The organism is Bacillus cereus group sp. MYBK30-2 (assembly GCF_051915945.1).
GTDB classification, from domain to species: domain Bacteria; phylum Bacillota; class Bacilli; order Bacillales; family Bacillaceae_G; genus Bacillus_A; species Bacillus_A paramycoides.
Window position 1 is genome coordinate 1,995,384 of the sequence record NZ_JBQAFR010000001.1, and the last position, 21,955, is coordinate 2,017,338.

Here is a 21,955-nt window from a genome sequence, read left to right on the forward strand (position 1 = left end):
ATAGAAATTAATTTAGGTTTTGCCTGCCAACCAGTAACAATCCCGTTTATTCAATTACATAATTCATTGCGTTTCGTTACACGATGAATGTGCAACGTTAAATACACTTTTTCATCTTTTGAAAGATGATTATTATGTGCTTTTTGTAAGTATGCCTCAATTTTTTCTGTACAACAATATGCTTCATGATACTTACTTTTCACTTGTTCATATAGAAAATCATCGTCTGCCGAATTTAATTCCTTCTGCATTAAACGCTGGGAAAAATATCGTAAATGCGTTACAAACCGACTATAATTAAACGAACTTTCATCTAAGTTCATCTTATAGTGGTACTTTACAACATTTAAAATATCTTGGACGATTTTCGTCATCGCCACCGTTTGCTGCATCGCCGGCTCTCCTTGCTGCGCATTAACGAAATGTAGTGCAATTGACCCTGCTTCATCTTCTGAAAGTCTAAATCCAGTCTCTTCTTCAATAATATTTAAAGCTTGTAAACCGATTTCAAACTCTTTCTGATAGAACCTCTTAATTTCCCAAAGCAAAGTATTTCTGAGATCCATTCCTTCCTTATGCCGCGTTAAGGCGAAACTTAAGTGATCCGTTAATGTAAGATAAATATAATCACTTAAAGCTCCCGGCAAAACCGTTTTAGCAAACTGAATAATTCTCTCTGTAATTTCTAAATTCTGCACAGGAATTTCAGTTAACAATCTAGCCAGTTTCTCTGATAATTCTTTTGTTTCTAAAACAAAGGTTTTTTCTATCTTAGATTCATCAATTGTATCGCCTACTTTTTTCTGAAATCCCAAACCTCTGCCCATAAGCACAATTTCCGTCTCATTATCCTTCGTCGTACAAACAACATTGTTATTTAAAATTTTGTGGATCTTCATATTGTTCCACCTTCTTTTTCTTATAAAGTCACAAAAGGTAATAAAAAAACCTAAACTGATTCCCAAAAACTACACATGTAGTCCCTTTGGATCAATTTAGGTTTTGCCTGCCGAACAGTAACAATCCTTTTAATTATTAACTTAACTTTATTATACACAACAAGTAAGCGTTTGCAATAACAAATTATTGAACATTTTTTTACAAGGGAAAACAAGTACATAATAATTTTTCAGTTTTTTCTTAAATTCCATAAAGGACTTCCCTTTCTTAATCCATATACTACACCACATGTATGATTCTGAATAATCAAGCATAACTCATTACAAAAATTCCATATAGACCCATTATTGGTTAAAATGTTATAATTGAATCACCCTACATAGTTACTCATAGTCAGACTGAGAAACTAACGTCTTATTAAGCAATGCGCATAACTCAAATAAAAAAGACACTTTACAGTGTCTTTTTTATTTACATTCTATTCATTATTTTTTCATAGGAATTATCTCTTTTTCTTAAAATTCAAAGGTCCTATTTACAAATCTATAAAAGTAGATATAATATCCTTATGGAACCTTCATTAATTTATAAAGCATTGTCAAATGAAACAAGATGTCAAATTTTATCATGGCTAAAGAATCCAGAAGACCATTTCGACGAAAAACCTTATTTAGAACAAGGGATTAATTTTCAGATTGGAGTGTGTGTAGGAGATATCCAGCTTAAAACTGGCTTAGCCCAATCGGTTATTTCTAGTTATTTATTAACTATGAAAAAGGCAGGACTACTAGACTCTGACCGAATTGGAAAATGGACATACTATCGTCGAAATGAAGAAACAATACGAGAGTTTTCTGAATACGTCCAAAACGAATTATAAAAGTAAAAGCTAATAATCAATTAGCATACCAATTGATTATTAGCTTTACACCTTCTGCTTTTTTACAGGTATCCAATTACTTTTTTATAAAATTGCACTACCTATAAAAGCAAGAAACATAGAAAGGAGAAATTTTTTTAACATATCATATCTAGTTATTTAGATATCTGTTATTGTATTTAAAATTACATAATCCTGATAATATTGACATCCAATCATACTTGTAATGCACATTTCTTTGTTAATGAATTTACTTTCAAAATACTAATACGAATGGAGAGTTGTATAAATGAAAAAAGTAAATCCTTTACTTATTCTGACACTCGCAATAGGTGTGTTCGGAATTATTACTACCGAGATGGGTATTGTCGGTGTATTACCACAAATCACTCAGAAATTCGGTATTTCAACTGCACAAGCCGGATTTTTAGTAAGTATATTCGCACTAGTTGTTGCTATTTCTGGTCCGTTTTTAATTCTGCTCGTCTCTAGTATTAATCGCAAAATAATTTTATTAACAGCAATCTTTATTTTTGTTATTTCAAATATAATCTACGCTTATACAACACAATTTGAAATCATGCTTATTTTTCGTATTTTACCGGCAGCACTTCATCCACTCTTCTTTTCAATTGCTCTTGTAACCGCTGCTAAACTTGTCCCACCAGAAAAGAGTGGTCAAGCAGTTACAAAAGTTTTCATGGGCATTACTGTTGGATTTGCTCTAGGTGTACCATTAACCTCTTACCTTGCAGACCAGTTTTCACTAGAAATTGCTTTCTTATTCGGAGCGCTGGTTAACGCCCTTGCATTCATTGGAATATTAATCTTCCTTCCTTCTATGCCTGTTAAAGAAAAAATGTCTTTCGGCAAACAAATTCGTATACTCGGCAAACCAGGATTATGGTTAAATATTTTAACCGTCACATTCCTTTTTGCAGCCATGTTTTCTGTATACAGCTACTTCGCCGAGTACCTTGCAAAAGTAACTTCCATGAATGGATCTCTCATCAGTATCATGCTATTTATATTTGGTATAGTTATGATTTTAGGTAATCATTTATTTGGTGGTCTCCTGCAAAAAAGCATAGTAAACGCCGTAATATCATTCCCTATTCTATATTCTGTTGTTTACATATTGGTTTATTATTTAGGTTCCTACCTTGTTCCAATGATTTTTATGGTATTCATTTGGGGAATCATACATGCTGGTGGATTAATTGTTGGTCAAACATGGTTAATAAGCGAAGCAAAAGAAGCACCTGAATTTGGCAATAGCCTATTCGTCTCGTTCTCAAATCTCGGAATTACTTTAGGAACAACTATTGGAGGCTGGTTCATTTCAAACTTAGGTATTCACCAGCTTATTTGGAGCGGATTTATATTTACACTACTTTCATTTCTATTAATTATAATAAAACTAAAATTTTTCAATTCTAATAGCCAGGCTTCATTATCGAGCTAGTACATTTTCAATTCAAAATTTGAATTTTATTCATAAAAAACATCATCAATTCTTCTCGTAAGATTTTTCCTTATAGGAAAAATCTTATTATAAAGTGAAACTTTAATCAGTGGTGGTTTTGTTCATCCCCCACTGATTATTAGCCCGACTCCCACCTAGCTTCTTTGCTTCAGCCAAATTTTGAGGTGGGAGTCTTACTGCCCGCAAATAGCAGGATAAATTTTTATAAACTAAAAAGTATGATGATCGAATCCTTTAGCCATAATTATGACTAAAGGCTTTTTTGTATAAAAAATAAACAACTATAAATCTAAAAGGAGCTAGTTTTATGGAACATAATAGAAATGGAATACTTGCTTTAATTGTTTTTGTTTTAGGATTAGTGTTTTTTGTTAGTGGTATGGTCTATTTCTTATGGGGATCAGTTTAAAGCATAATGGAATTGTATTATTGTAGACGTTTATACAATAAATCTACATACACAAAACCCCTCAAGTATATCATTCCGTACTTGAGGGGTTTCTACTTTCTGATTTAAAACATGTTAGTCTGTTTCGGAATAATTTGAAGATATTTTAAATTTACGATAGCTCAAGTCGGAGTGTGGGCACCTTATGGTGTCTTTTCTTTTTTTTAAATCTCTACTCATTCAAATTATACAAACATAAAATACGTCCATTCAACTAGCTATGTGTATATCCACTCGAATATGAGAGTGTGAACTCAAGGTGTTAAGACAGTAAATTGGGCTGCTAAAAAGATTGTTTTTCTGTATAATTTCCGAGTAAATATGAACATGTAAGTAGATCCACATTCCCATTGATAATGAGTATCCTTTTACAAAAAAGCTCCATTGCTGAAGCACTCAAAAAATAATATAAGTAAATGAATTAAAACAAATAACAGACAACAAAAATATACAATTAAATATCATAAAATTTATATATATGCAACATTACATAGAATTCCTGATTATTAAATGCTATACTAAAATAGGAGTCGACAATTGTTATTTTCTTCTTATTTTTAAAGCACTAGGATATACCTTATTAACTCATTTGGATTGTATAAGAAAAGAAGACATCTTAATTGATGTCTTCTTTTCTTATGCTTTTATTAATCCTTTTGAGTAGATGCTCTCCAATCACGAAAAGATGTTGGGCGTCCAGAATTAGCCATAAAGATCTCCCTTCTCCCAATTCACAGAATAAAATACAATATGTAAACAACATAGCACCCGTGGCAAAAGCAAGACCGTCAATTCTCTTAAAATGCCGAGTGCTTTTATTTTTTCAAAAGGACCTGCTCCATTAATCCGTAAAAACATAAAGTGAATTAAGTCCATTAACGTACATGTGTGACCTTAATTCTCTTTATGAAAGGAGGGATTGATATGGGCTATGGTGGTAGTTGCGGCGGAGGCTGTGGTTTTGGTGGCGGATTCGCCTTACTTGTTGTGCTCTTTATCTTATTAATTATAGTTGGAGCTAGCTGTTGTGGCGGCGGATTCGGCTGCTAAGAAGAGGCACTCTTGAGAGTGTCTTTTTTTTATTTCTCAATATGCAACTAACATATATATGTTACTATCAAAATGCGAGATTCCCAAAGCGTAATATAGTAGTTTACCAACTATAAAAGCCACTGTCATAAGAAAGCAGTAGGCTTTTATTTTTTTATCTAACAAAATTAGAAAAGGAATCACCAATTGCCCAATTATACTTTCCCCCTAATATTTATTGTTATTTCCCCCTCGGTAACATTTGAAGTGCACATTTTATAATTGACATGGCATTCTATTCACCATATACTGTCATTAACAGTATACTGTTAATGACAGTATAAATTCAAAAATTACCTTGAGGAGGTATATCCATGAAACATACAGGCAGACATACAGGTGCATTTCTTTTGTTATTTTTAGCAGAGGGAGATAACTATGGCGGGCAACTATTACAGAAATGCGAAGAAGAACTTCCGGTCAATCCAATCGATAGTGCGATCCTATACCGCACGCTGAAAAAATTAGAAAACGAAGGCGCTATTGAATCTTATTTAAATGCATCCGTTCAAGATAAGCCGAGAAAGATGTACAAAATAACTACAGCAGGAAAAGAACAGTTGGCAGATTTCCAAATGGATATTGAAGAAAAAATGAAAAACTTATCATTTTTCTTGGATAAATATAAAGACTTAAAGGAATCCGATCATGATTAATGGTGTCATCCTTTACACTTTAGCCATTATTCTTACGGGGATTTCTTTTATGAAGGATCGTAGTAAAACGAAAGATGCTCTATTTAAGTCATGGAAAATATTTCGAAACCTTCTACCCGCCATGCTCTCCATTATGCTTTTCGTCGGACTATCACTTTCTATATTAACGCCATCCTTCATCTCTTCCATCATTGGAGAAAAGTCCGGATTTCTAGGTATTGTTTATTCAGCACTACTTGGCTCCGTTGCACTCATTCCAAGCTTTGTCGTGTTCCCACTTGGTAATACATTAGTCCAACATGGTGCAGGCCTCCCTCAAGTTGCAGCACTCATGTCTACATTAATGTCAGTAGGAATTACAACCTTGCCGATGGAACAAAAGATATTCGGACGAAGTTTCGCTTACGCTCGTAATGCATCTGCATTACTCATGTCCCTCTTATTCTCATATATCATTTGGGTGGTGATGGTATGAATGAACTAAAAAGATATCGCTTCTTTTTCATATTACTGTTCGGGCTTCTCTTATTAACTTTTATAAACCAATCTTTAGGATGGAGCGCATTACAATTAACGGGGAATAGTATTTTAGATATGCTATTTCTACTCCCCCCTGTCCTAGTATTTGTAGGATTACTTGATCAGTGGGTGAAGAAAGAAACGTTAATTAAATATATGGGAGAAAAATCCGGTATATATGGAATCTTATTCTCTCTATTATTAGGAGGAATTGCAGCCGGTCCACTCTACGTCGCTTTTCCGATTGCAGCACTACTATTAAAAAAAGGCGCAAGCATTAGGTACATCGTATTTTTCTTAGGCGTTTGGACAACTGCAAAATTACCAATTATGGTGTATGAATTTTCTTCATTCGGAACTACATTTACACTCATTCACATTTGCTTCGGTCTATTGTTCTTCTATGTAATGGGCATCATTTTTGAGAAGTTTTATGATCAACGGCAATTGTTGCAGTATGATATAACGAAAGAAATGTAAAAAGACATCTTTAATCATAAAGATGTCTTTTTTTACATTAACCTTCAACTACATACCCTATTAATTCTCGCTCTGTAAAACCCCCGTTGCTTCTACTCCCTTCTTCTGTTCTTTTAAAAATAGCGATACGATAAAAGCAACAACAATAAAGATCAATCCAAGTGTAAATGCACCTTGGAAGCCGGATGTTAAACCGTTTAACTTCTCTACTGGATCCATTGGATTTGCGGAGCTTTCCATATACTGAGTTGTTCCTGAAGACATTTTCGAAATAAATATAGCCGTACCAACTGCGCCAGCTACTTGCTGTAACGTATTAAACAGTGCTGTTCCGTGCGGATATAGATCTGGTGTTAATTGATTTAAACCATATGTTTGTGCTGTCATTACAAACATGAGTCCAACCATTAATACGCTATGCATAATAATAATTTGTAGCATTGATGTGTCAGGAGTAAGGCCTTTAAATAAGAACATTGCAATCCCTACTAACACGATGCCGGGAATGATAATAACTTTCGGACTAAATTTATCAAATAGTTTACCGGCAATCGGTCCCATTATGGCACTAATAATACTTCCCGGAAGCATTATAACTCCTGATTTAAAGGCTGTAACAAGTAAAACTGTTTGCAAGAACATCGGTAATAAAGTCATCGTTGAAAATAGTGACATCATAACAATGACGATTAATCCAACCGATAACGTAAACATCGGAACTTTAAATGCGCGTAGTTCTAAAATTGGATTCTCGATTTTTAATTGGCGAATGACAAAAATGGATAGTGATATAAGCCCAACAATTAAAGAGCAATACACTTTCGCATCTGACCATCCTAAATCACCTGATGCACTAAAGCTATACACAATACCACCGAATCCTAATGTCGATAAAAGAATGGATGGATAATCAACTTTTGGCCTTGTTAGCTCTGTCACATTTTGAATGTACTTCATTCCAATTACAATGGAAATGATTACGATAGGAATAACAATGTAGAATAACCAGCGCCAGTTAAGTGAATCAACGATTATTCCTGATAATGTAGGACCAATTGCTGGAGCGGACATCATAACAAGTGCGATTAAGCCCATTGTGGCACCACGTTTTTCAGGTGGGCAAATAATTAAAATCGTATTCATTAATAACGGTGAAATTAACCCCGTAGCTACTGCTTGGACAATACGGCCGACTAATAAAACAGAAAATGTCGGTGCGAATCCCGCAATTAATGTACCGACTAAAAACGTTACCATAGCAATCAAGAACATCTGTCTCGTTGTGAGCCATTGCTGAAGTAAAGCTGTAATCGGCACTAAAACCCCAACCACTAACATGTAAGCTGTAGAAAGCCATTGAATTGTTGAAGCTGTTACATCAAATTCTTTCATTAATACGGTTAATGCATTACCAAGTAATGTTTCGTTTAATAATGCAACCATTGCCCCTAAAAGTAATGCAATTAAAATGGGGGCATGTTTCATATTAGAAGTATCAACTTTGCCACTTGTAGGGCTCTTAGTTGTCATATTCATTTAGTAATTCTCCTCCTGTTTTTACTTAAAAAGCTTTATATACACCGGAACACATGTAATATAATATACATATGTAGATTAAAAAGGGAGAATCAATTTTCAGCCATTGTATATTTAATCTACAAAAAAGGAGAATTGTAGATGAACGATAATGAAAAACAACTTGATTTACGTATTAGACGTACACATAAATTACTATGGGATTCCTTATTTGAATTAATGACACAATCAAAACAAAAATATAGTTCCATCACCATTAACCAAATTTGTGATCGTGCGATGGTACATCGAACAACATTTTACAAGCATTTTGAAGATAAAGATGCTTTATTAGCATTTGGATTTAAACGATATGGCGAGACGATTGCTGAAATACCGCTTTCTGATCGATTAAGTAAGCCATTTCAAGTGATGGAACAATTTCTGCATCATGAAGAAATCGGTAAAATATTAGAATCGCAAATGTCTGACGAACAATTTATTAACCGTATACATTATTTAAGCCATGGGACAAGAAAGCAGGAAACGGAAGCATTAAATCGCCTTTGCAAAAATCATACGATACCAAACGATTTAATAACGGAATTTTATTCAGGAGTAATCGCCGCATTAAGTGCGTGGTGGTTTCAAAACGGAAGAAAAATTTCTGCAGCAGAGATGGATCAACATTTCCATCAACTCATTAATCAAAATATTTTTCAGTTTGGAAAGGAATAATTTTATCAATAAAAAAGCCCATATGAAATGGGCTTTTTTACATATTATTTATTCTCTTTTAACTTCTCTAACTCCCGCTGTACTTCTTCTTGCAAATTTTGATCTAACACTTCTTGCTGATTAGGAGACTTCAAATTGTAAAAATAGTTACTAGCAGCTGTTTCTGCTTCTAGTTTCTGCACGTAAGATTCAATGCGTGCAAAACCTTTTGCTGTACTTTCTGTATGGAACGAATCAATCGCTCTGTTGCTTTCTTTTATCGCTTGCGCCGCATTTAACCGCGAAACAAGAACTAGTTCTTTATATTGCAACTCTTCATATTTCTTTTGCAGTTTGTCAATTTGTTCATAAAGCGTCGCTGTTTGCTCTTTTGTTATTTCGTACTGCTTGCGATACAGTTCCGCTTTTTTCTCATTCACAATTTTTTCTTGCAGGGCTAACTGTGCCATTTGATCTTCTTCGCGTGATACTGCGAGCTCAGCTTGGCGAGTTCTCTTCGCAATAAGAGCATCCGTTTCTGAAATTAATGCTTCATATTTCTTTTCTAAATAATATTGATGCGAAAGTGCTTTTTCAGCCTTCGTAATTTGCTGTTCTGTTTCGCGAAGATATTGCTTTAACATGTTAGTAGGTTTTTCTAGCTTATCTAACGTTTGATGCACATCCGCCACTACAATATTTTTAATACGTTTTAAAATACCCATTATTACTTCTCCTCCTTACGAATATCACGTTCCCATTGATCTAAAATATCTACTTGTTTTTGTACTTGAAAGTCGCTGTATAAATCTATATCAGTTGCCATTCTTTTTTCTTTTAATTTTTTATATGCCCAAACAATCGTTGCAACAAATGCAAGCATTGGAAGGACCGGTAATAAACCAATAACTAGGAGCAATATGCCTGTCCACTTTTTAACCATATTCCCTTCAGACTTACGAAGCATGAACCAGCCGAAAAGAACAAATCCAAACGCTAACAGGAATGGTATGAAGAATAAACCTTCAAACTCTTTTTCATGGTGTTTTTCATGATGCTGATTTCGCTCAAAGTTATTAAACTTTTCTTTTTGTGTAACGAAAGCTTCCCTTTCTTTATCGTGAGAAACAGTATACGCCGCTTGCTTATGCTTCTCATGATCCCACCTGTCAAACTTCATACTATGTAATCCAAACAATAGTAATGCCAGAAGTAACGGAAGGATCAAAATCCATTTTAACCAACGCAATTTTTTACGTTTATTCTTTTTCATCTGTTCACCACCATCTATCATTTGTTTTGAAATAAGTAAAAAATGTATTACCTCCCTTTATCTTTGATACATATGAGTGTAAAACTTAGACGTGAGAAGAGGATGAAAGGAAAATGATGAATATATGAGAAATATCTAAAAAATTTCTCATAATTATTCCAAAACTAAATAACCCAACTTCTCCATATAAAATAGAGAAATTGGGTTCTTCTTCATTATTTCTGTTCACTTTAGAAACTCACATCTAATTTCTTAGCTACTTCTTCTATTTTATCATCCACTCTCCACAAACCGCCCAAACTTCTTCAAAAATCTCAATTTAAAACTACCTACAGGTCCATTCCGATGCTTTGCCACATGAATCTCTGTCATCTCTTTCTGCATCGTTTCCTTATCGTAATAATCTTCACGATACATAAGCATAATGACATCCGCATCTTGCTCGATTTGTCCTGTCTCTCTTAAATCAGATAAAAGCGGACGCTTATCTTGACGTGATTCTACTGAACGAGACAATTGCGACAACGCTACTACACATACATTTAAATCACGCGCTAATAACTTGAGTTTACGTGAAATTTCACTTATCTCTTGAAATCGGTTGCCCCTATACTTCGGATCACCTGTAATAAGCTGCAAATAATCTACAATGACTAAAAGCTTTTTATCGCCATGCTTCCTCTTTAACTTACGAGCTTGCATCCAAATCTCCTGCACCGTCACGCCAGCTTTATCGTAAATCTCAAGCGGCAATTCACCAATCTCCGCAAATGCCTTACTCACTTTTTCCCAGTCCTCTATCGTAAAACGATGCTTCGGATTTTTCAGCCTTCCCCCTGACACCTCACCTACACAAGACGCCAGCCTTTTTAACAATTGCTTACTACTCATCTCTAACGAAAACAATCCAACCGCCGCTCCAGACTTCGCCGCGTGCAATGCAATATTTAACGCAAACGCCGTCTTTCCCATAGAAGGACGCGCACCAAGAACGACAAAATCACCTTCCTGCAAACCGCACGTCATCTTATTTAACGATTTATAACCAGTCTCAATACCAGTATTCTCTTTCGTATCTTGATGAAGCTCCTCATACAACCCAACTAAAGCATCCTTCAAATCAAAATCACATACGTAGTCCTTTTCCTCTAACTCACAAAGTTCCGTAATCGTCTCACCAATAATTTTCTCGTCCTTCTCCGCAATAAGACGCTCTCCCATCTTGTGCCCGAGAACGCCAGCCTGATACATTTTCCACGCACCTCGAACAAGCCCCTCATAATAAGAAAAATTGGCAATCGTAGGCACGCCATCTATTAACCCTATAAAATACTCCATTCCCCCGATCTGTTTCAAAAAATTAGGATCCACCCTGGAAACGAGCGTCACAAGATCAATTGGTTGCCCCTCCTCTTCAATTTTCCGCATTAACCGAAATATAGCCTTGTGCACAGGCAAAGAAAAATAATGCTCCGTCAAACGGCACTCCTTAATAAGCTCTCCTTCCATTAAGAGAGAACCTAATACCGTCTTTTCCGCCTCCACATTTTGAATACTCATGGCCGCCATCCTCGTTCCGTTAAGAACCGCTGCAACTCTTCCTCAGATGGCGCATTCTTCTCCCACTCCTCACACTTCGCCAAAAAATTCTCCGTCTCCCCTATGCTAACAGACGACTCCTTCTTCCGAAAATTTGCCGTATCCACCTCAACCTCAGACACTTTCGTAAATCCCTTCCCGTGCCAATCCCGCAAAATCCCCTTCACATAAGCAATCGTTCGCTTATTATTTTCATACGCAATTTGAAGAGCCTTAAGCACAAGCTCCTCTGACAAATCAACCATCCACTCACTCAGTTCCTCTGCCACATAAGGAGACAAACTACCGAAATTTTGCTCATAAAACGTGTACACCTTACTTCCCGTCTCTTCCTCTATAACCTCCTCTTCTTCCTCCGTTTCACAAACAGGATTAGGATCAACATCAACAGCCAAATCACCAGGCATACCGAAATGTGCTAAAAGCATCGGAACACTCAGCTCCTCCTCCACGCACTTACGAAGAAACATATGTATAAACTCCTTATTCTTCACACCCTTCAGCTCACGAAGTACACACTTCTCCACATTCGTATTCGTCACAGGATTATAACGAAGCCAATTTAAAATAAATAACTCCCTCGTCTCCGCATCATAAAGAATCTTTCCATAATCAATAAAACGCTGCACCAACTTATCAACCGTCCCCCTGTTATAACCAGTCTCCATCTCAGCTAACCGCTTCGGAAACGGAAAAATCCCGCACTGCGTCGTCTTCGAACAAGTTAACAAATACACATAAAAATACCGCTCCTCCGGCGTCAAATCCAAAACAAAATCATCCTGCCAAAAATTCACCTGCACATTACGATACACCGCCATCCCAATTCCTCCCGTCCTCATTCAAAAATGAAAATTTCCTCTTTGTACTATATATAGGAAGGATGAATGGTTTTTTGGCGTGTTATTTCAAAATTTTTTTTGACTACTACTACGATGTTTGTTCTTGTAGTTGTTTTTGTTTTGTTTTTTCTTAGTGATTTATTACTTGGTAGGGGCTTGCAAGGGGTATGGAAGGGGCTAGTTGTCGGTTACTTCGATTAGGAAGGTTCTGTTTTGGAAGCCACCACGTTCGGTTGATTTCTTTTTACGGATTTTGTTGATTTCTTTTAGTGTTGTGCCTTTTTGTTTGGCTAGGGCGTTTTTAGTTTTAGGTGGTTGGCTAGTTCTTCTAGTTTGTGGGGTTTTGTTTTTGCTTCTAGGTATTCGGTTAGTTCTTCTTGTGTTTTTTTGCAGATTTCTTTTATGTATTCGTCTTCGGGTAGGGTTCTTGTTATGGGTATTTTTCCGTTGTTTTTTATTATTTGTGGGATTTTATCTCGGATTAGTTTATTGTAGGCTGGCATGGGATTCCCCTCCGTTAGGTTTTTCTTCTATTGAAAATTAAATACTTTTCCCACTATCCCCCATTTAATGATTTATACTCGTATAGGAAGTAAAGCAACTATTCACCAAAGCCTTAATACATTAGAAGACATTGGACTAATACAGCGAGGTAAGACAAATAGAGGGAATAATATTTATGTTGTTTACAAACCATTAAGTAAAAATGAATTATCTAGACTTTTTCCTGACAATGCAAAAAAACTTAAAGCAGATGAAGAAAAGCTAATGAACATGAATGAATATGATAAGGAACGCTACCATCTACACCAGTTAAATAAACAGGTACAGCAACAACAAATTCAAGCTAAACAAGTAATTCCTAAGGTGGAAACGATAAACTATGAAGAACTGGAGAATCTTTCACTTAAAGAATTAAAAATGTTCCTGAAAGAACGTGGTGAAATGTGATAGTTTAAAATATGTACTTCAAAATACCAATATTGCGTATTAACCAGTTCAGCATATGAACTCCCATAGTTCAGAAAATGTACTTGAAATAGTTCATATAATGAACGTTATACATACTTACTTTAAACATATTTAATTATACAGACTTAAAATATACTCTCTAAAAGAATACTATCAAAGGAATAAAAGAAGTCTGTTAAAAGAAAGAAGTAATTAAAGTAAAGAAAGTATTAACGTTCATTTTTTGAACTATGCCCTTCTTCTCCCGCCCCTAATAGTTTGAAAAGATCGCAACAATAGACGTTTATTTTTGAATCAAAATAACGAAAAAATAATATAGAATGCCTGTGCTAAAATGTGCGATTCAATGCTTGGTCACCCTCTATACACATAGCCCTCATAATATTTTTTCAGCACAGTTCTAATAGTGTCAAGGCGTTACGACATATCATAAACGGTAGAACAGTTAGATACATAGAAACACCAGCACAGTACCAATGTTTAGCTTTGTCTGTTAACTAGTTCAAAGAAATTGAAATAAAAAAGATGACTTAATTAGCAGCCTTCATTTTTACACATATTAGCGTACTTTTACTTATTCCTGTCATGTTCTCCACTTCTTTATATGAATGAGTTTCTAGTAACCCCAAAGCATGATCAATTTGCTTATGTGGTCCGCCTTCCCTAAAATCATTACGTTGCTTAGCAATGGCTTTTCCTTCCTGTGTACGTTCAACTATCATATCTCTTTCAAATTCTACAAAAGAACTCATAATATTAAAGATTAGTCTCCCTATTGGTGTATCTGCAAATAATCCCTTATTAAGTATAGATAGCTTTATCCTTGTATAAATAAATCGTTTACTATTTTAATAGCGTCACCAGTTAGTCTTGTGAAAAAAGAGAAGAAAACCGTTTAAGTGTCGCCTTATACTACGAAATTAGATAGGTAGTTTTTTATTTCCTCGTTAACAATTCTGACATGTCGTAAATTACAGATTTATTTTCAATGGTTAAAGATGGGAATATATGATATTATTGCTTTGTTTTACTATCATTATTTCTATATAAAAAAGGAGAATAGTCATGGCACTTGAAACACTTAGTTATACAAAAGTTGAGTTATTAGATTTATTTCGTACAGTCGGTGCAAACATTTATGAAGAAATAAAAGGGAAAAAAGATGCGACCACAAAGTTGAATACAGAGTTAAAAAAAATCACTCGAAAATTAGTAAAACCAGTAGTAGAAAATGCCGAACTTACAAATGAGGAACGCTTAGACAAAATTTTAATGGTTTATTATTGTTCGTATATTGTAATGATTGAGTTTAGAAATAGAATGAGACCATATGAATATATGGATTTCACTCGTAGAATAGGCGAACTATGGGAACCCTTTTGTAAACTTTGTTGGAGTTATACTTCTGAAGAAGGGGTTACAGATATTATCCCACCGACTTTTGATGAAGCAAAATTAAAATTGTTAACAGACTTAAATTCTTTTATTGATACAACCTCATTACTAGACGCAGAAAAACGAGAATTAGATAAATACTTAGAACTAATGTGGGAACTTATTGCTTCAGGCGATATTAAATTAAAAAGTGATCTTCACTTTGAAAAAGATGGAGTTAAATATAACGTTGATTTTAAAAGTGGATTCAATTCAAATGAAAAGGGTAATACCAATAGATTGTTAATGGTTGGTATTATTTATAAAAAGCTAGATCCTGAATATGAGAACATTATTTTGGTTAGGGCTGAAGAAAATGAGAATAACCACTATCTTCAAACCCTAAAGAATTCAACTCAATGGAACGTTTATTGCGGTCAAGAAACATATGATAAAATAGAAGAACTAACTGGTTTTCCACTAAAAAGTTGGATTAGACACAACATTGATTGGGAAAATGATTTAGATAGTGAAACTATCAAGTATTTAAGAGAAAACAATTTAAACCAATATCTCCGTTGGTAATTTTTCTACTGAATAAAGTTTGCTAAAAATAGTATTTATTTCTTTTTGAATTTCTTTATTAACGGTATTTGTCTTTTCCATGTGACTTATCATTTGTTCTACTAATGAATTAACATAAGCAATCTCTTTTTCATTAGCTGGAAGAAATACAGGTACTTTTTTAAGGTAATTTGCAGAATTATTTGCCGTATGGTTAATCGTTTGAATAATTGTATTTACTATATCCGAATTAAGTAAAGCTAAAAGATAGTAAAGGTATTTTTCTTCCTTTGGAAAGATTCCTACTACTGATTGATCAAATACTTGATTATTTATTAAATTAGCTTTAATTTTCTTCGATTTAACCATCGGCACTGCAATGCCCTTTTTAAAATAGTATCTTGCATTTTGTAATCGTGCTTTTTTATCTGTTTTATAATGGTGTAATGCATCTTTACCCCAATCAATAAACCATTCATTTTTTCTATGATACATTTCTGCATTTCCTTTAGTCACAGGAATAAAATGTCTTTCGTCTTCAATTCCCTCGAGTAAATTATCATATTTAAGGTAATCGTACTCTATTTTATTTACATCTACAATGTCACATTTAGTTGGGTTTTTAACTGTTGAATTTAAAGCTTTAAAATATGCTTTATTATTCCCTGTGTAAATTCCCGTTACACAATTCGCTATATCACCTAAAGTCATTTGCGGATTGTTAATAAGATTTCTTATTTCACTTCCAGATTTGATTAAAAATGCCATGTCTACTGATTCAAATATTTCTCTTTGTGGAATATCCATAACATTATATTTTTCTAAATTGGTTCTATTAGTAATATCTTCAATATCTGATACTTTCTTTAAGTCGCTTATAATTCTTACAGTATTGTTTAAGGCGTTTTCCTTATCTGTTTTTTCAACAGTAATTATAGTTAAATTAGCGTAACCAAAATTAACACCAGGAAAGAATTTAGAAGGAAACATAAGAATTTCATGTATTTTAGTGTTAAGCAAGATATATTCACGTAATTTACTATGCATGTGAAGGTTAAGAAAAGTATCAGGAATGATGAATGTTAATTTCCCATTTTCTTTTAATAAAGATATACAGCGTAATAAAAATAAAGCGTATGTTTCCTTAACATAGAACCCTTTATAAATATTTTTTAAATTTGCACGTTTATCGTAATCTTGCCATGCACCATAAGGGGGATTACCAATAACCCTGTCAAAGTAACCATTCATAAATACTTTCATGTTAAGGTCAACATCAAGCAAAGTATCAGACTCGATTACTTGAATGTTTTCATGATTATTATACTTTGCATTAAGTACGACTATTGCTTCTGGGTTTAAATCGTAAGCAGTAATATTGGTATTAGGATTCTTCTTAATTAAAGCGTCAATGAATACGCCTTCACCAGCAGAAGGTTCGAGGACTATATGATCTTCTTTTAAGCCCAGCATTTTAACCATATAATCCGTTATGTATTCAGATTTAGTGTAATAAGAACTATATAGATTTTTTTCTTCCAAAGTAAATTACTCTCCTTTTAGTTGCTTATGTTTAACTTATGTTTAACTTATGTTAATCATAAGTTAAACATAAGCAAAAATCAACCAAAAGAGAATAATTTAGTGGAATAATACATACCTCAAGTTTTCACTATGCTTAAAAATAGAAGTTTATTTTAGATGTTTTACCTTTTGAAATATAGTAATTTTATATATTAGCCTCATATTCTTTCACTTTTTTATAGAAAGTCGCCTTCTTCATTCCAATAATTTGAATAAGTCTTTAAACATTTTAAATGTACTAACACCCCATGTATAACAACTTTATACATGGAAGGAAAAAAGTCCCATATATGAACTACCGGTATCCAACTATATAATGTTTATTTCAACTTATAAAATATCCACCATGCTAATAAGAACACATAGTGGATATTTATAATCTCGCTTATTCAACTGTGCCTACCAGAAACTTCAATAAATTGACTAACTCTTCTTTACTATGTCTTTCAGAAATTTGCGTCAAACTTATCTCAGTATTATTAATATATAGATCCTTTGAAAAGCCCTTTAATAGGATTTCATTAATATTTCCATAATCAATAAATTTAGTTTTTTGTAACATGGCTTTAATATGTATACCTTTGTTCGTCAATAAAAAACCATTCTTAGCACTTCCAAAAATTGTATCATCATACCCCATAATTATTTTTTCATCAAAATCTAACTTTGCATAAGTAGTAGTGATTTTGGTTAACTTTGAATCAGCTTTAAGATTTTGGTTTACATAAAATAACTTTTTCTTTAACTCTTCACTACGTATGCGATTATAAATACTTGCTGGATCATCAAAAGTTAAATGATCATTCTCTGAAATAATAATTTCTTCCGTTGCATCAAATTCAGTATGATGTTTAATACTTGGAATAATTACTAAGTAAAATTGTATTAATTGTATTATTAATTCCTTCTCTTCTTGTTCAAGAGACTCAATTGAAATGTAGAAATCTTTATTTAAAATTATGTATTGGGTATTTGCATCAATACTATATATTTCATCAAATAAAAATGCCATTTTTCCTTTTCCAAATACATCTGCATGTATCTTTTTATTAGTAATAAGAAATCCTGATCCACCAGATTTTAGTAAGGAAGAATCGTGTACAACTAATGGGGTTTCATCAATCTCTAAGAATGCGAATTTTTCAAAAGCCTGGTTAAACTTCTCAAGCACAGCAACCTCAGTAGAATAAATAAATGTCCTCTTTTTCCAAGTACTACTTAGTAACTCTAAAGTGGCATTTAAAACATTTGCTAATCCGTTTTCTAATTGCCCCTTTAAATAATGATAAATAAAATTATCTTTTAATATATTGTCTATATGTGATTTATTATCCCCTAAAGCCAGAGCAGCACTAGTTTCTGTGGCTTTAATACTTTCTATGTCGATAGACAGCCCCACAAATTCAGCTAACCTTTTCAATTCACCATTTTCATCTCCAAGCAACTCAATAGCTAACAGATAAAATTCTATTTCTAACGGCCAAGTTTCTAGCATTTCTACACACGCATCAATCCTAAATTGCTCTGGCACAAGTCTATCATATAAATTTCTATAAATTTGATATGCATTGTTTCTCGTATGAAGGTCAAATGGAATAAGAACTGGCCCTTCAAATTCCTCTAAATAGGCTAAATAGGCCTTATGCATATATAAAATATCATTATATAAAGCACCTATAATTTCTTCTTTAGTTTCCTCATTCCTATAGGTTAAAATCATATTTTGCACATCATTATCTCTTGATAATTGCTGATATAATTCTTTCAATTCCTGGATGACTTTATCACTTCTATAACTATATTCAAGAACATATGGAGTAAATTGTTCTCTAGTTGCAGAATACAGACCTTTCTCATGTAACTTTGAGTAATACTGCTCACTTATACCATTTAATCCATTATAAATTTGGTCAAATAGTTTTCGTTCCATGTCCCTTAGTGATGAGCATTGATTATCATATATATCTTCTATGTACTTACATACTTCCTCAGCTAAATTTTGACCTTCTAAGCATAATTTTATATAGAATAAATCTTCATCATCAAATTCAATATCTTTTCCCCAAAGTGTAAAATTATAATCCACACCCTATTCCTCCTAATAATAAGTATAATTTTTAAAATTTAACATTAGATTATCACTATTATACAATAAAAATCATTCTATTTTCTGTATTTTATAAACCATCATAAATTTAATTAACTAACTTCCCCAAGTGTTCTTTCTTGATTAAAATAAACTATCCCTGAAATAAATAAAAACGACATGCCTATTAAAACATGTCGTTTAACTTTAGTTTGCAGTTACTTATGATACGGTTCACCGTAACGTATCTAAATGAGGTTTTCTGTAAATAAGCCTAATTTAAATAAAGGCTTTACTATTTGATTTTATTCAGCAACAGTAGCCAAGAATAACTTTATGTTTTTAAAGTCATCATAGCGCATATCCCACTGTCCGACACGAACTCTATACGAAATCCGATTATATATTGTTTTAAATTTTACAGACCTCAACAAGTAATGAATATATTCATGATTTAAATCCCCTATAAGCTTACAAACTATATAAGCTGGACTAACTATCCCTCTATACCTTGAAACACCAATGGAAATTATAGTAAAAAAGGACGCCTATTGACGCCCCTTTCCATCAAAACAACTCTTCTAAATTTATGGAATTAATTAGTTCACTCATTTTTTTAGGATTGGTTGAAGATGCATTATATTCAGGGTCTTCAAGATATGATTGCTTAAAAAGAGATGAAATATAGTTTAGGAACTTTTCAAGAGTTTTTTCGTCTTCTAAGGTATTTAACGAAATACCACCATTAACCATTTTATGAATAATACCAGCTAATAACATTCCGATTGAAATTTGAAACTTATAATTCCTACTTGAAATACCATATATTTCCTTAGAAAATGGAAATTCAACTTTTTTCCCTATTAATTCAATAACTTTATTAAAACTTTCAAAGATATCTTTAACAAATAGAAAATTATCATTAGCATTTTCTAAATTACTTTTCTCTAACTGAGACTTTTGCTTCATATATTCTTCAGCATAAATAGAAGATTTAGAGTAATTTTCATTCACTCCATTTTCCAATATATTAATAACTACAAATATGCTCTCTTGAATTTTCTTCTTTTGATATCTATCTTTTGTTGCATTATAAGCATTTTGAAGCTCTTCAGAGGTCTTCTTGTCTACCATATCTTTTGCGAATTTATTCACATAGTTGTTTAAATTAGAATTATAAACTGCATGTCTAATCTCCTGTGGAGTTAATGGTTTAGTCCCTTTGTTATATCTATTAAAAATCTCCAACTCAAAATCAAGTCCAGGAAAATCAGTAAAAACTATAGCCGCTAGTTTATGTGTTAAAATTTTTTCTTTTATGCTAAACTCTAAATCACTAAATTTACTTCCATTTAAATCTTTTAATAACTTTAAACCAGATAAACTAAATTTATTTTCCTTAAACCTATAAAAAGCTCTTAGTCTATGTTGACCATCTACCACATTTAATACTTGTAGTCCCTCAAATCTATCATTAGCTAAAAAGACTGGGGGGACTGGAATCCCAACTAAGATAGATTCTATTAAGGAACTTTCATCCATAATAGAAGCTCTATAATCCCTCTGATAGTCTGGAGCTATAATAATAGAATCTGATAACTCCAACTTTAATTCTTCATCTAATTTACTAATATCCTCTATATTCTGAAGCTTAAATCCATTAGAAATTTGGTTTATTATATCTTTAATCGCTATATCTTGTGACTTATGGTTTGCTGCTGTAAATTCTGTCATCCTACTCATCACCTGCTCTCAAATAGTCTTGAATATTTAGCTTCATTATTATATCCTTTGAAACAGACTGCAGTTCTGGATATAGTGTAGTAAAGCCTATTCCCATTGAATATAAAGAAGAAAGAATATCCTTTTTGTATTCACCCTTAATTACTAATCTCCTTAAAATACTTTCATCAACAATTTTATTTAGTGGGGACTCAACAGGGTTAATAACATCTTGAAAATAAACAAATAATCCATTTTGGGCATTAATTCTTTCATTTAATTTCCTAGATTTAATAGCTACAGGTCCTTCATAATTTTCCAAGTTTAAAGTTTCACCATTAGCAATATTTAATATCTCAGAACGATTAGCAAATTTGTTATTCAACTGTATCGGATTTAGAAACCATACTTCGGCATCTCTATTATCTTCATCTTCAAATGCATTTTCTACTGCAAACATGAGTGATACTACATGAGAAAATGTAAAGTCTAATAATCTCGTGGGTATACCATAGTGTTGTGCATAGACCATCCACTCATATTCACTATTAATATCTGTAGGAAATTTCATATAATTATGTGAATTGATTTTAAATTCATTTAGAAAGTATTGAGAAGCAGTACGTGAGTATTTTCTATTATTACTTTTATCTAATCTTAGTGAGCTTGGTAATAAATCATATTCACCACCTTGTCCTCTTGAAAGCATAAATTCATTTGGTAACGACTCAACAAATCCTGTAAATTCACTCAACTTTTCAATTGGTTTATAGCTAATCACTTAAATCCCCCTTTTAACAAGAACTCTATTAGCTATAGTACCATATTTTCCAAAATATACATTACATATTTCAACAAAAAACCTCATTTACTTATGATACGGTTCAGCCTGATTAATACTAAACGCCCTATTAATCCTCCTATGTGACCCATTCAACATGATTAACTTTAGAATTTGGGATAACTTTAGGAACATGAATAAACATTTCCCCTTAGTTAGCTTCCACGAAATCTAATGTATTCAAAAAGTAAGCCAGCTACATCAACATCTCTAAACTCCATACGTTATAATCTGAAACAATATCTATTTCTGGCAGCATAGAGAGCACATCTGTATGGAGTAGCTTATTTCCCTTTAATTCAATAAAAATATTCCTAGGAATTTATTGGGGTTTATCTGGGGTTCAAATCTAAAAAATGAACCCCAACACATCATATTCCATCAACTTAATCCAACGACAAACCCAAT

At 33.0% G+C, this 21,955-nt stretch carries 19 protein-coding genes and 2 pseudogenes; 9 read left to right on the forward strand and 12 right to left on the reverse strand.

What is annotated here, in order from left to right:
• Nucleotides 1-50 precede the first annotated feature (50 nt).
• Nucleotides 51-899, reverse strand: coding sequence for a BglG family transcription antiterminator LicT (gene licT / locus ACTFQM_RS10435; protein WP_440034245.1), 849 nt, complete (start codon nucleotides 897-899; stop codon nucleotides 51-53).
• 569 nt (nucleotides 900-1,468) lie between these two features.
• Between licT and ACTFQM_RS10440 the strand changes: the two genes are divergently transcribed.
• From ACTFQM_RS10440 to ACTFQM_RS10465, 6 genes are all read left to right on the forward strand, one after another.
• The gene (locus ACTFQM_RS10440) at nucleotides 1,469-1,780 is read left to right on the forward strand and encodes an ArsR/SmtB family transcription factor (RefSeq protein WP_002170651.1); all 312 of its coding nucleotides are present in this window, start codon (nucleotides 1,469-1,471) and stop codon (nucleotides 1,778-1,780) included.
• Nucleotides 1,781-2,069: 289 nt separating this feature from the next.
• Nucleotides 2,070-3,245 carry an MFS transporter gene (locus tag ACTFQM_RS10445; protein WP_400560192.1) on the forward strand — a complete coding sequence of 392 codons (1,176 nt, stop codon included), beginning with the start codon at nucleotides 2,070-2,072 and terminating at the stop codon, nucleotides 3,243-3,245.
• A 1,393-nt stretch (nucleotides 3,246-4,638) separates the two neighbouring features.
• Nucleotides 4,639-4,764 carry a YjcZ family sporulation protein gene (locus tag ACTFQM_RS10450; RefSeq protein WP_002170647.1) on the forward strand — a complete coding sequence of 42 codons (126 nt, stop codon included), beginning with the start codon at nucleotides 4,639-4,641 and terminating at the stop codon, nucleotides 4,762-4,764.
• Between the two features lie 353 nt (nucleotides 4,765-5,117).
• Complete coding sequence (locus tag ACTFQM_RS10455) at nucleotides 5,118-5,459, forward strand: PadR family transcriptional regulator (protein ID WP_071720533.1); 342 nt, start codon at nucleotides 5,118-5,120, stop codon at nucleotides 5,457-5,459.
• Complete coding sequence (locus ACTFQM_RS10460; protein WP_002170645.1) at nucleotides 5,452-5,934, forward strand: hypothetical protein; 483 nt, start codon at nucleotides 5,452-5,454, stop codon at nucleotides 5,932-5,934. Before ACTFQM_RS10455 ends, ACTFQM_RS10460 begins: the two co-directional genes overlap by 8 nt.
• Nucleotides 5,931-6,458, forward strand: coding sequence for a permease (locus ACTFQM_RS10465; protein ID WP_440034246.1), 528 nt, complete (start codon nucleotides 5,931-5,933; stop codon nucleotides 6,456-6,458). The genes ACTFQM_RS10460 and ACTFQM_RS10465 overlap by 4 nt, the downstream gene beginning before the upstream one ends.
• Nucleotides 6,459-6,518: 60 nt before the next feature.
• Here the strand turns inward: ACTFQM_RS10465 and ACTFQM_RS10470 are convergent, their stop codons facing one another.
• Nucleotides 6,519-7,994, reverse strand: coding sequence for an MDR family MFS transporter (locus ACTFQM_RS10470; protein ID WP_440034247.1), 1,476 nt, complete (start codon nucleotides 7,992-7,994; stop codon nucleotides 6,519-6,521).
• A gap of 141 nt (nucleotides 7,995-8,135) precedes the next feature.
• On the opposite strand from ACTFQM_RS10470, the gene ACTFQM_RS10475 reads away from it, so the two are divergent.
• Nucleotides 8,136-8,711, forward strand: a complete 576-nt coding sequence (locus ACTFQM_RS10475; protein ID WP_440034248.1) for a TetR/AcrR family transcriptional regulator — start codon at nucleotides 8,136-8,138, stop codon at nucleotides 8,709-8,711.
• 44 nt (nucleotides 8,712-8,755) lie between these two features.
• On the opposite strand, the gene ACTFQM_RS10480 is transcribed toward ACTFQM_RS10475, so the two are convergent.
• The 5 genes and pseudogenes from ACTFQM_RS10480 to ACTFQM_RS10500 all read right to left on the reverse strand — a co-directional run bounded on the left by ACTFQM_RS10480 (nucleotide 8,756) and on the right by ACTFQM_RS10500 (nucleotide 12,907).
• Nucleotides 8,756-9,415 (reverse strand): PspA/IM30 family protein, encoded by a 660-nt coding sequence (locus tag ACTFQM_RS10480; protein ID WP_440034249.1) that lies wholly within the window; start codon nucleotides 9,413-9,415, stop codon nucleotides 8,756-8,758.
• 2 nt (nucleotides 9,416-9,417) lie between these two features.
• Nucleotides 9,418-9,963 carry a hypothetical protein gene (locus tag ACTFQM_RS10485; protein WP_440034250.1) on the reverse strand — a complete coding sequence of 182 codons (546 nt, stop codon included), beginning with the start codon at nucleotides 9,961-9,963 and terminating at the stop codon, nucleotides 9,418-9,420.
• Between the two features lie 273 nt (nucleotides 9,964-10,236).
• The gene (gene dnaB / locus ACTFQM_RS10490) at nucleotides 10,237-11,523 is read right to left on the reverse strand and encodes a replicative DNA helicase (RefSeq protein WP_440034251.1); all 1,287 of its coding nucleotides are present in this window, start codon (nucleotides 11,521-11,523) and stop codon (nucleotides 10,237-10,239) included.
• A complete protein-coding gene (locus ACTFQM_RS10495; protein ID WP_440034252.1) occupies nucleotides 11,520-12,383 on the reverse strand; it encodes a DnaD domain-containing protein in 864 nt (287 codons plus the stop codon). Before ACTFQM_RS10495 ends, dnaB begins: the two co-directional genes overlap by 4 nt.
• 198 nt (nucleotides 12,384-12,581) lie before the next feature.
• Nucleotides 12,582-12,907 (reverse strand): annotated as a pseudogene (locus tag ACTFQM_RS10500) (nucleoside triphosphate pyrophosphohydrolase).
• A gap of 67 nt (nucleotides 12,908-12,974) precedes the next feature.
• On the opposite strand from ACTFQM_RS10500, the gene ACTFQM_RS10505 reads away from it, so the two are divergent.
• On the forward strand, nucleotides 12,975-13,355 hold the full coding sequence (locus ACTFQM_RS10505) for a hypothetical protein (RefSeq protein ID WP_440034253.1): 381 nt from the start codon (nucleotides 12,975-12,977) through the stop codon (nucleotides 13,353-13,355).
• Nucleotides 13,356-13,906: 551 nt separating this feature from the next.
• Here ACTFQM_RS10505 and ACTFQM_RS10510 read toward each other — a convergent pair.
• Nucleotides 13,907-14,253: pseudogene (locus tag ACTFQM_RS10510) on the reverse strand (recombinase family protein); the annotation flags it as partial.
• Nucleotides 14,254-14,441: 188 nt separating this feature from the next.
• On the opposite strand from ACTFQM_RS10510, the gene ACTFQM_RS10515 reads away from it, so the two are divergent.
• Complete coding sequence (locus tag ACTFQM_RS10515; RefSeq protein WP_440034254.1) at nucleotides 14,442-15,335, forward strand: hypothetical protein; 894 nt, start codon at nucleotides 14,442-14,444, stop codon at nucleotides 15,333-15,335.
• Here the strand turns inward: ACTFQM_RS10515 and ACTFQM_RS10520 are convergent.
• The 4 genes from ACTFQM_RS10520 to ACTFQM_RS10535 all read right to left on the reverse strand — a co-directional run bounded on the left by ACTFQM_RS10520 (nucleotide 15,312) and on the right by ACTFQM_RS10535 (nucleotide 21,487).
• Complete coding sequence (locus tag ACTFQM_RS10520) at nucleotides 15,312-16,856, reverse strand: HsdM family class I SAM-dependent methyltransferase (RefSeq protein WP_440034255.1); 1,545 nt, start codon at nucleotides 16,854-16,856, stop codon at nucleotides 15,312-15,314. The two genes, ACTFQM_RS10515 and ACTFQM_RS10520, sit on opposite strands and share 24 nt — an antisense overlap.
• 427 nt (nucleotides 16,857-17,283) lie before the next feature.
• The gene (locus ACTFQM_RS10525) at nucleotides 17,284-18,984 is read right to left on the reverse strand and encodes a hypothetical protein (protein ID WP_440034256.1); all 1,701 of its coding nucleotides are present in this window, start codon (nucleotides 18,982-18,984) and stop codon (nucleotides 17,284-17,286) included.
• A gap of 567 nt (nucleotides 18,985-19,551) precedes the next feature.
• Nucleotides 19,552-20,718 carry a DUF262 domain-containing protein gene (locus ACTFQM_RS10530; protein WP_440034257.1) on the reverse strand — a complete coding sequence of 389 codons (1,167 nt, stop codon included), beginning with the start codon at nucleotides 20,716-20,718 and terminating at the stop codon, nucleotides 19,552-19,554.
• A 1-nt stretch (nucleotide 20,719) separates the two neighbouring features.
• Entirely contained in the window at nucleotides 20,720-21,487 is a 768-nt protein-coding gene (locus ACTFQM_RS10535) for an FRG domain-containing protein (protein WP_440034258.1), read from the reverse strand.
• Nucleotides 21,488-21,955: the final 468 nt, after the last annotated feature.

Coding starts and splice junctions, on each gene's coding strand:
- ACTFQM_RS10445 (WP_400560192.1), top strand. CDS start 2,070: ATGAAAAAAGTAAATCCTTTACTTATTCTGACACTCGCAATAGGTGTG.
- ACTFQM_RS10450 (WP_002170647.1), top strand. CDS start 4,639: ATGGGCTATGGTGGTAGTTGCGGCGGAGGCTGTGGTTTTGGTGGCGGA.
- ACTFQM_RS10485 (WP_440034250.1), bottom strand. CDS start 9,963: ATGAAAAAGAATAAACGTAAAAAATTGCGTTGGTTAAAATGGATTTTG.
- ACTFQM_RS10460 (WP_002170645.1), top strand. CDS start 5,452: ATGATTAATGGTGTCATCCTTTACACTTTAGCCATTATTCTTACGGGG.
- ACTFQM_RS10465 (WP_440034246.1), top strand. CDS start 5,931: ATGAATGAACTAAAAAGATATCGCTTCTTTTTCATATTACTGTTCGGG.
- ACTFQM_RS10455 (WP_071720533.1), top strand. CDS start 5,118: ATGAAACATACAGGCAGACATACAGGTGCATTTCTTTTGTTATTTTTA.
- ACTFQM_RS10495 (WP_440034252.1), bottom strand. CDS start 12,383: ATGGCGGTGTATCGTAATGTGCAGGTGAATTTTTGGCAGGATGATTTT.
- dnaB (WP_440034251.1), bottom strand. CDS start 11,523: ATGAGTATTCAAAATGTGGAGGCGGAAAAGACGGTATTAGGTTCTCTC.
- licT (WP_440034245.1), bottom strand. CDS start 899: ATGAAGATCCACAAAATTTTAAATAACAATGTTGTTTGTACGACGAAG.
- ACTFQM_RS10480 (WP_440034249.1), bottom strand. CDS start 9,415: ATGGGTATTTTAAAACGTATTAAAAATATTGTAGTGGCGGATGTGCAT.
- ACTFQM_RS10440 (WP_002170651.1), top strand. CDS start 1,469: ATGGAACCTTCATTAATTTATAAAGCATTGTCAAATGAAACAAGATGT.
- ACTFQM_RS10515 (WP_440034254.1), top strand. CDS start 14,442: ATGGCACTTGAAACACTTAGTTATACAAAAGTTGAGTTATTAGATTTA.
- ACTFQM_RS10470 (WP_440034247.1), bottom strand. CDS start 7,994: ATGAATATGACAACTAAGAGCCCTACAAGTGGCAAAGTTGATACTTCT.
- ACTFQM_RS10475 (WP_440034248.1), top strand. CDS start 8,136: ATGAACGATAATGAAAAACAACTTGATTTACGTATTAGACGTACACAT.
- ACTFQM_RS10505 (WP_440034253.1), top strand. CDS start 12,975: ATGATTTATACTCGTATAGGAAGTAAAGCAACTATTCACCAAAGCCTT.
- ACTFQM_RS10530 (WP_440034257.1), bottom strand. CDS start 20,718: ATGACAGAATTTACAGCAGCAAACCATAAGTCACAAGATATAGCGATT.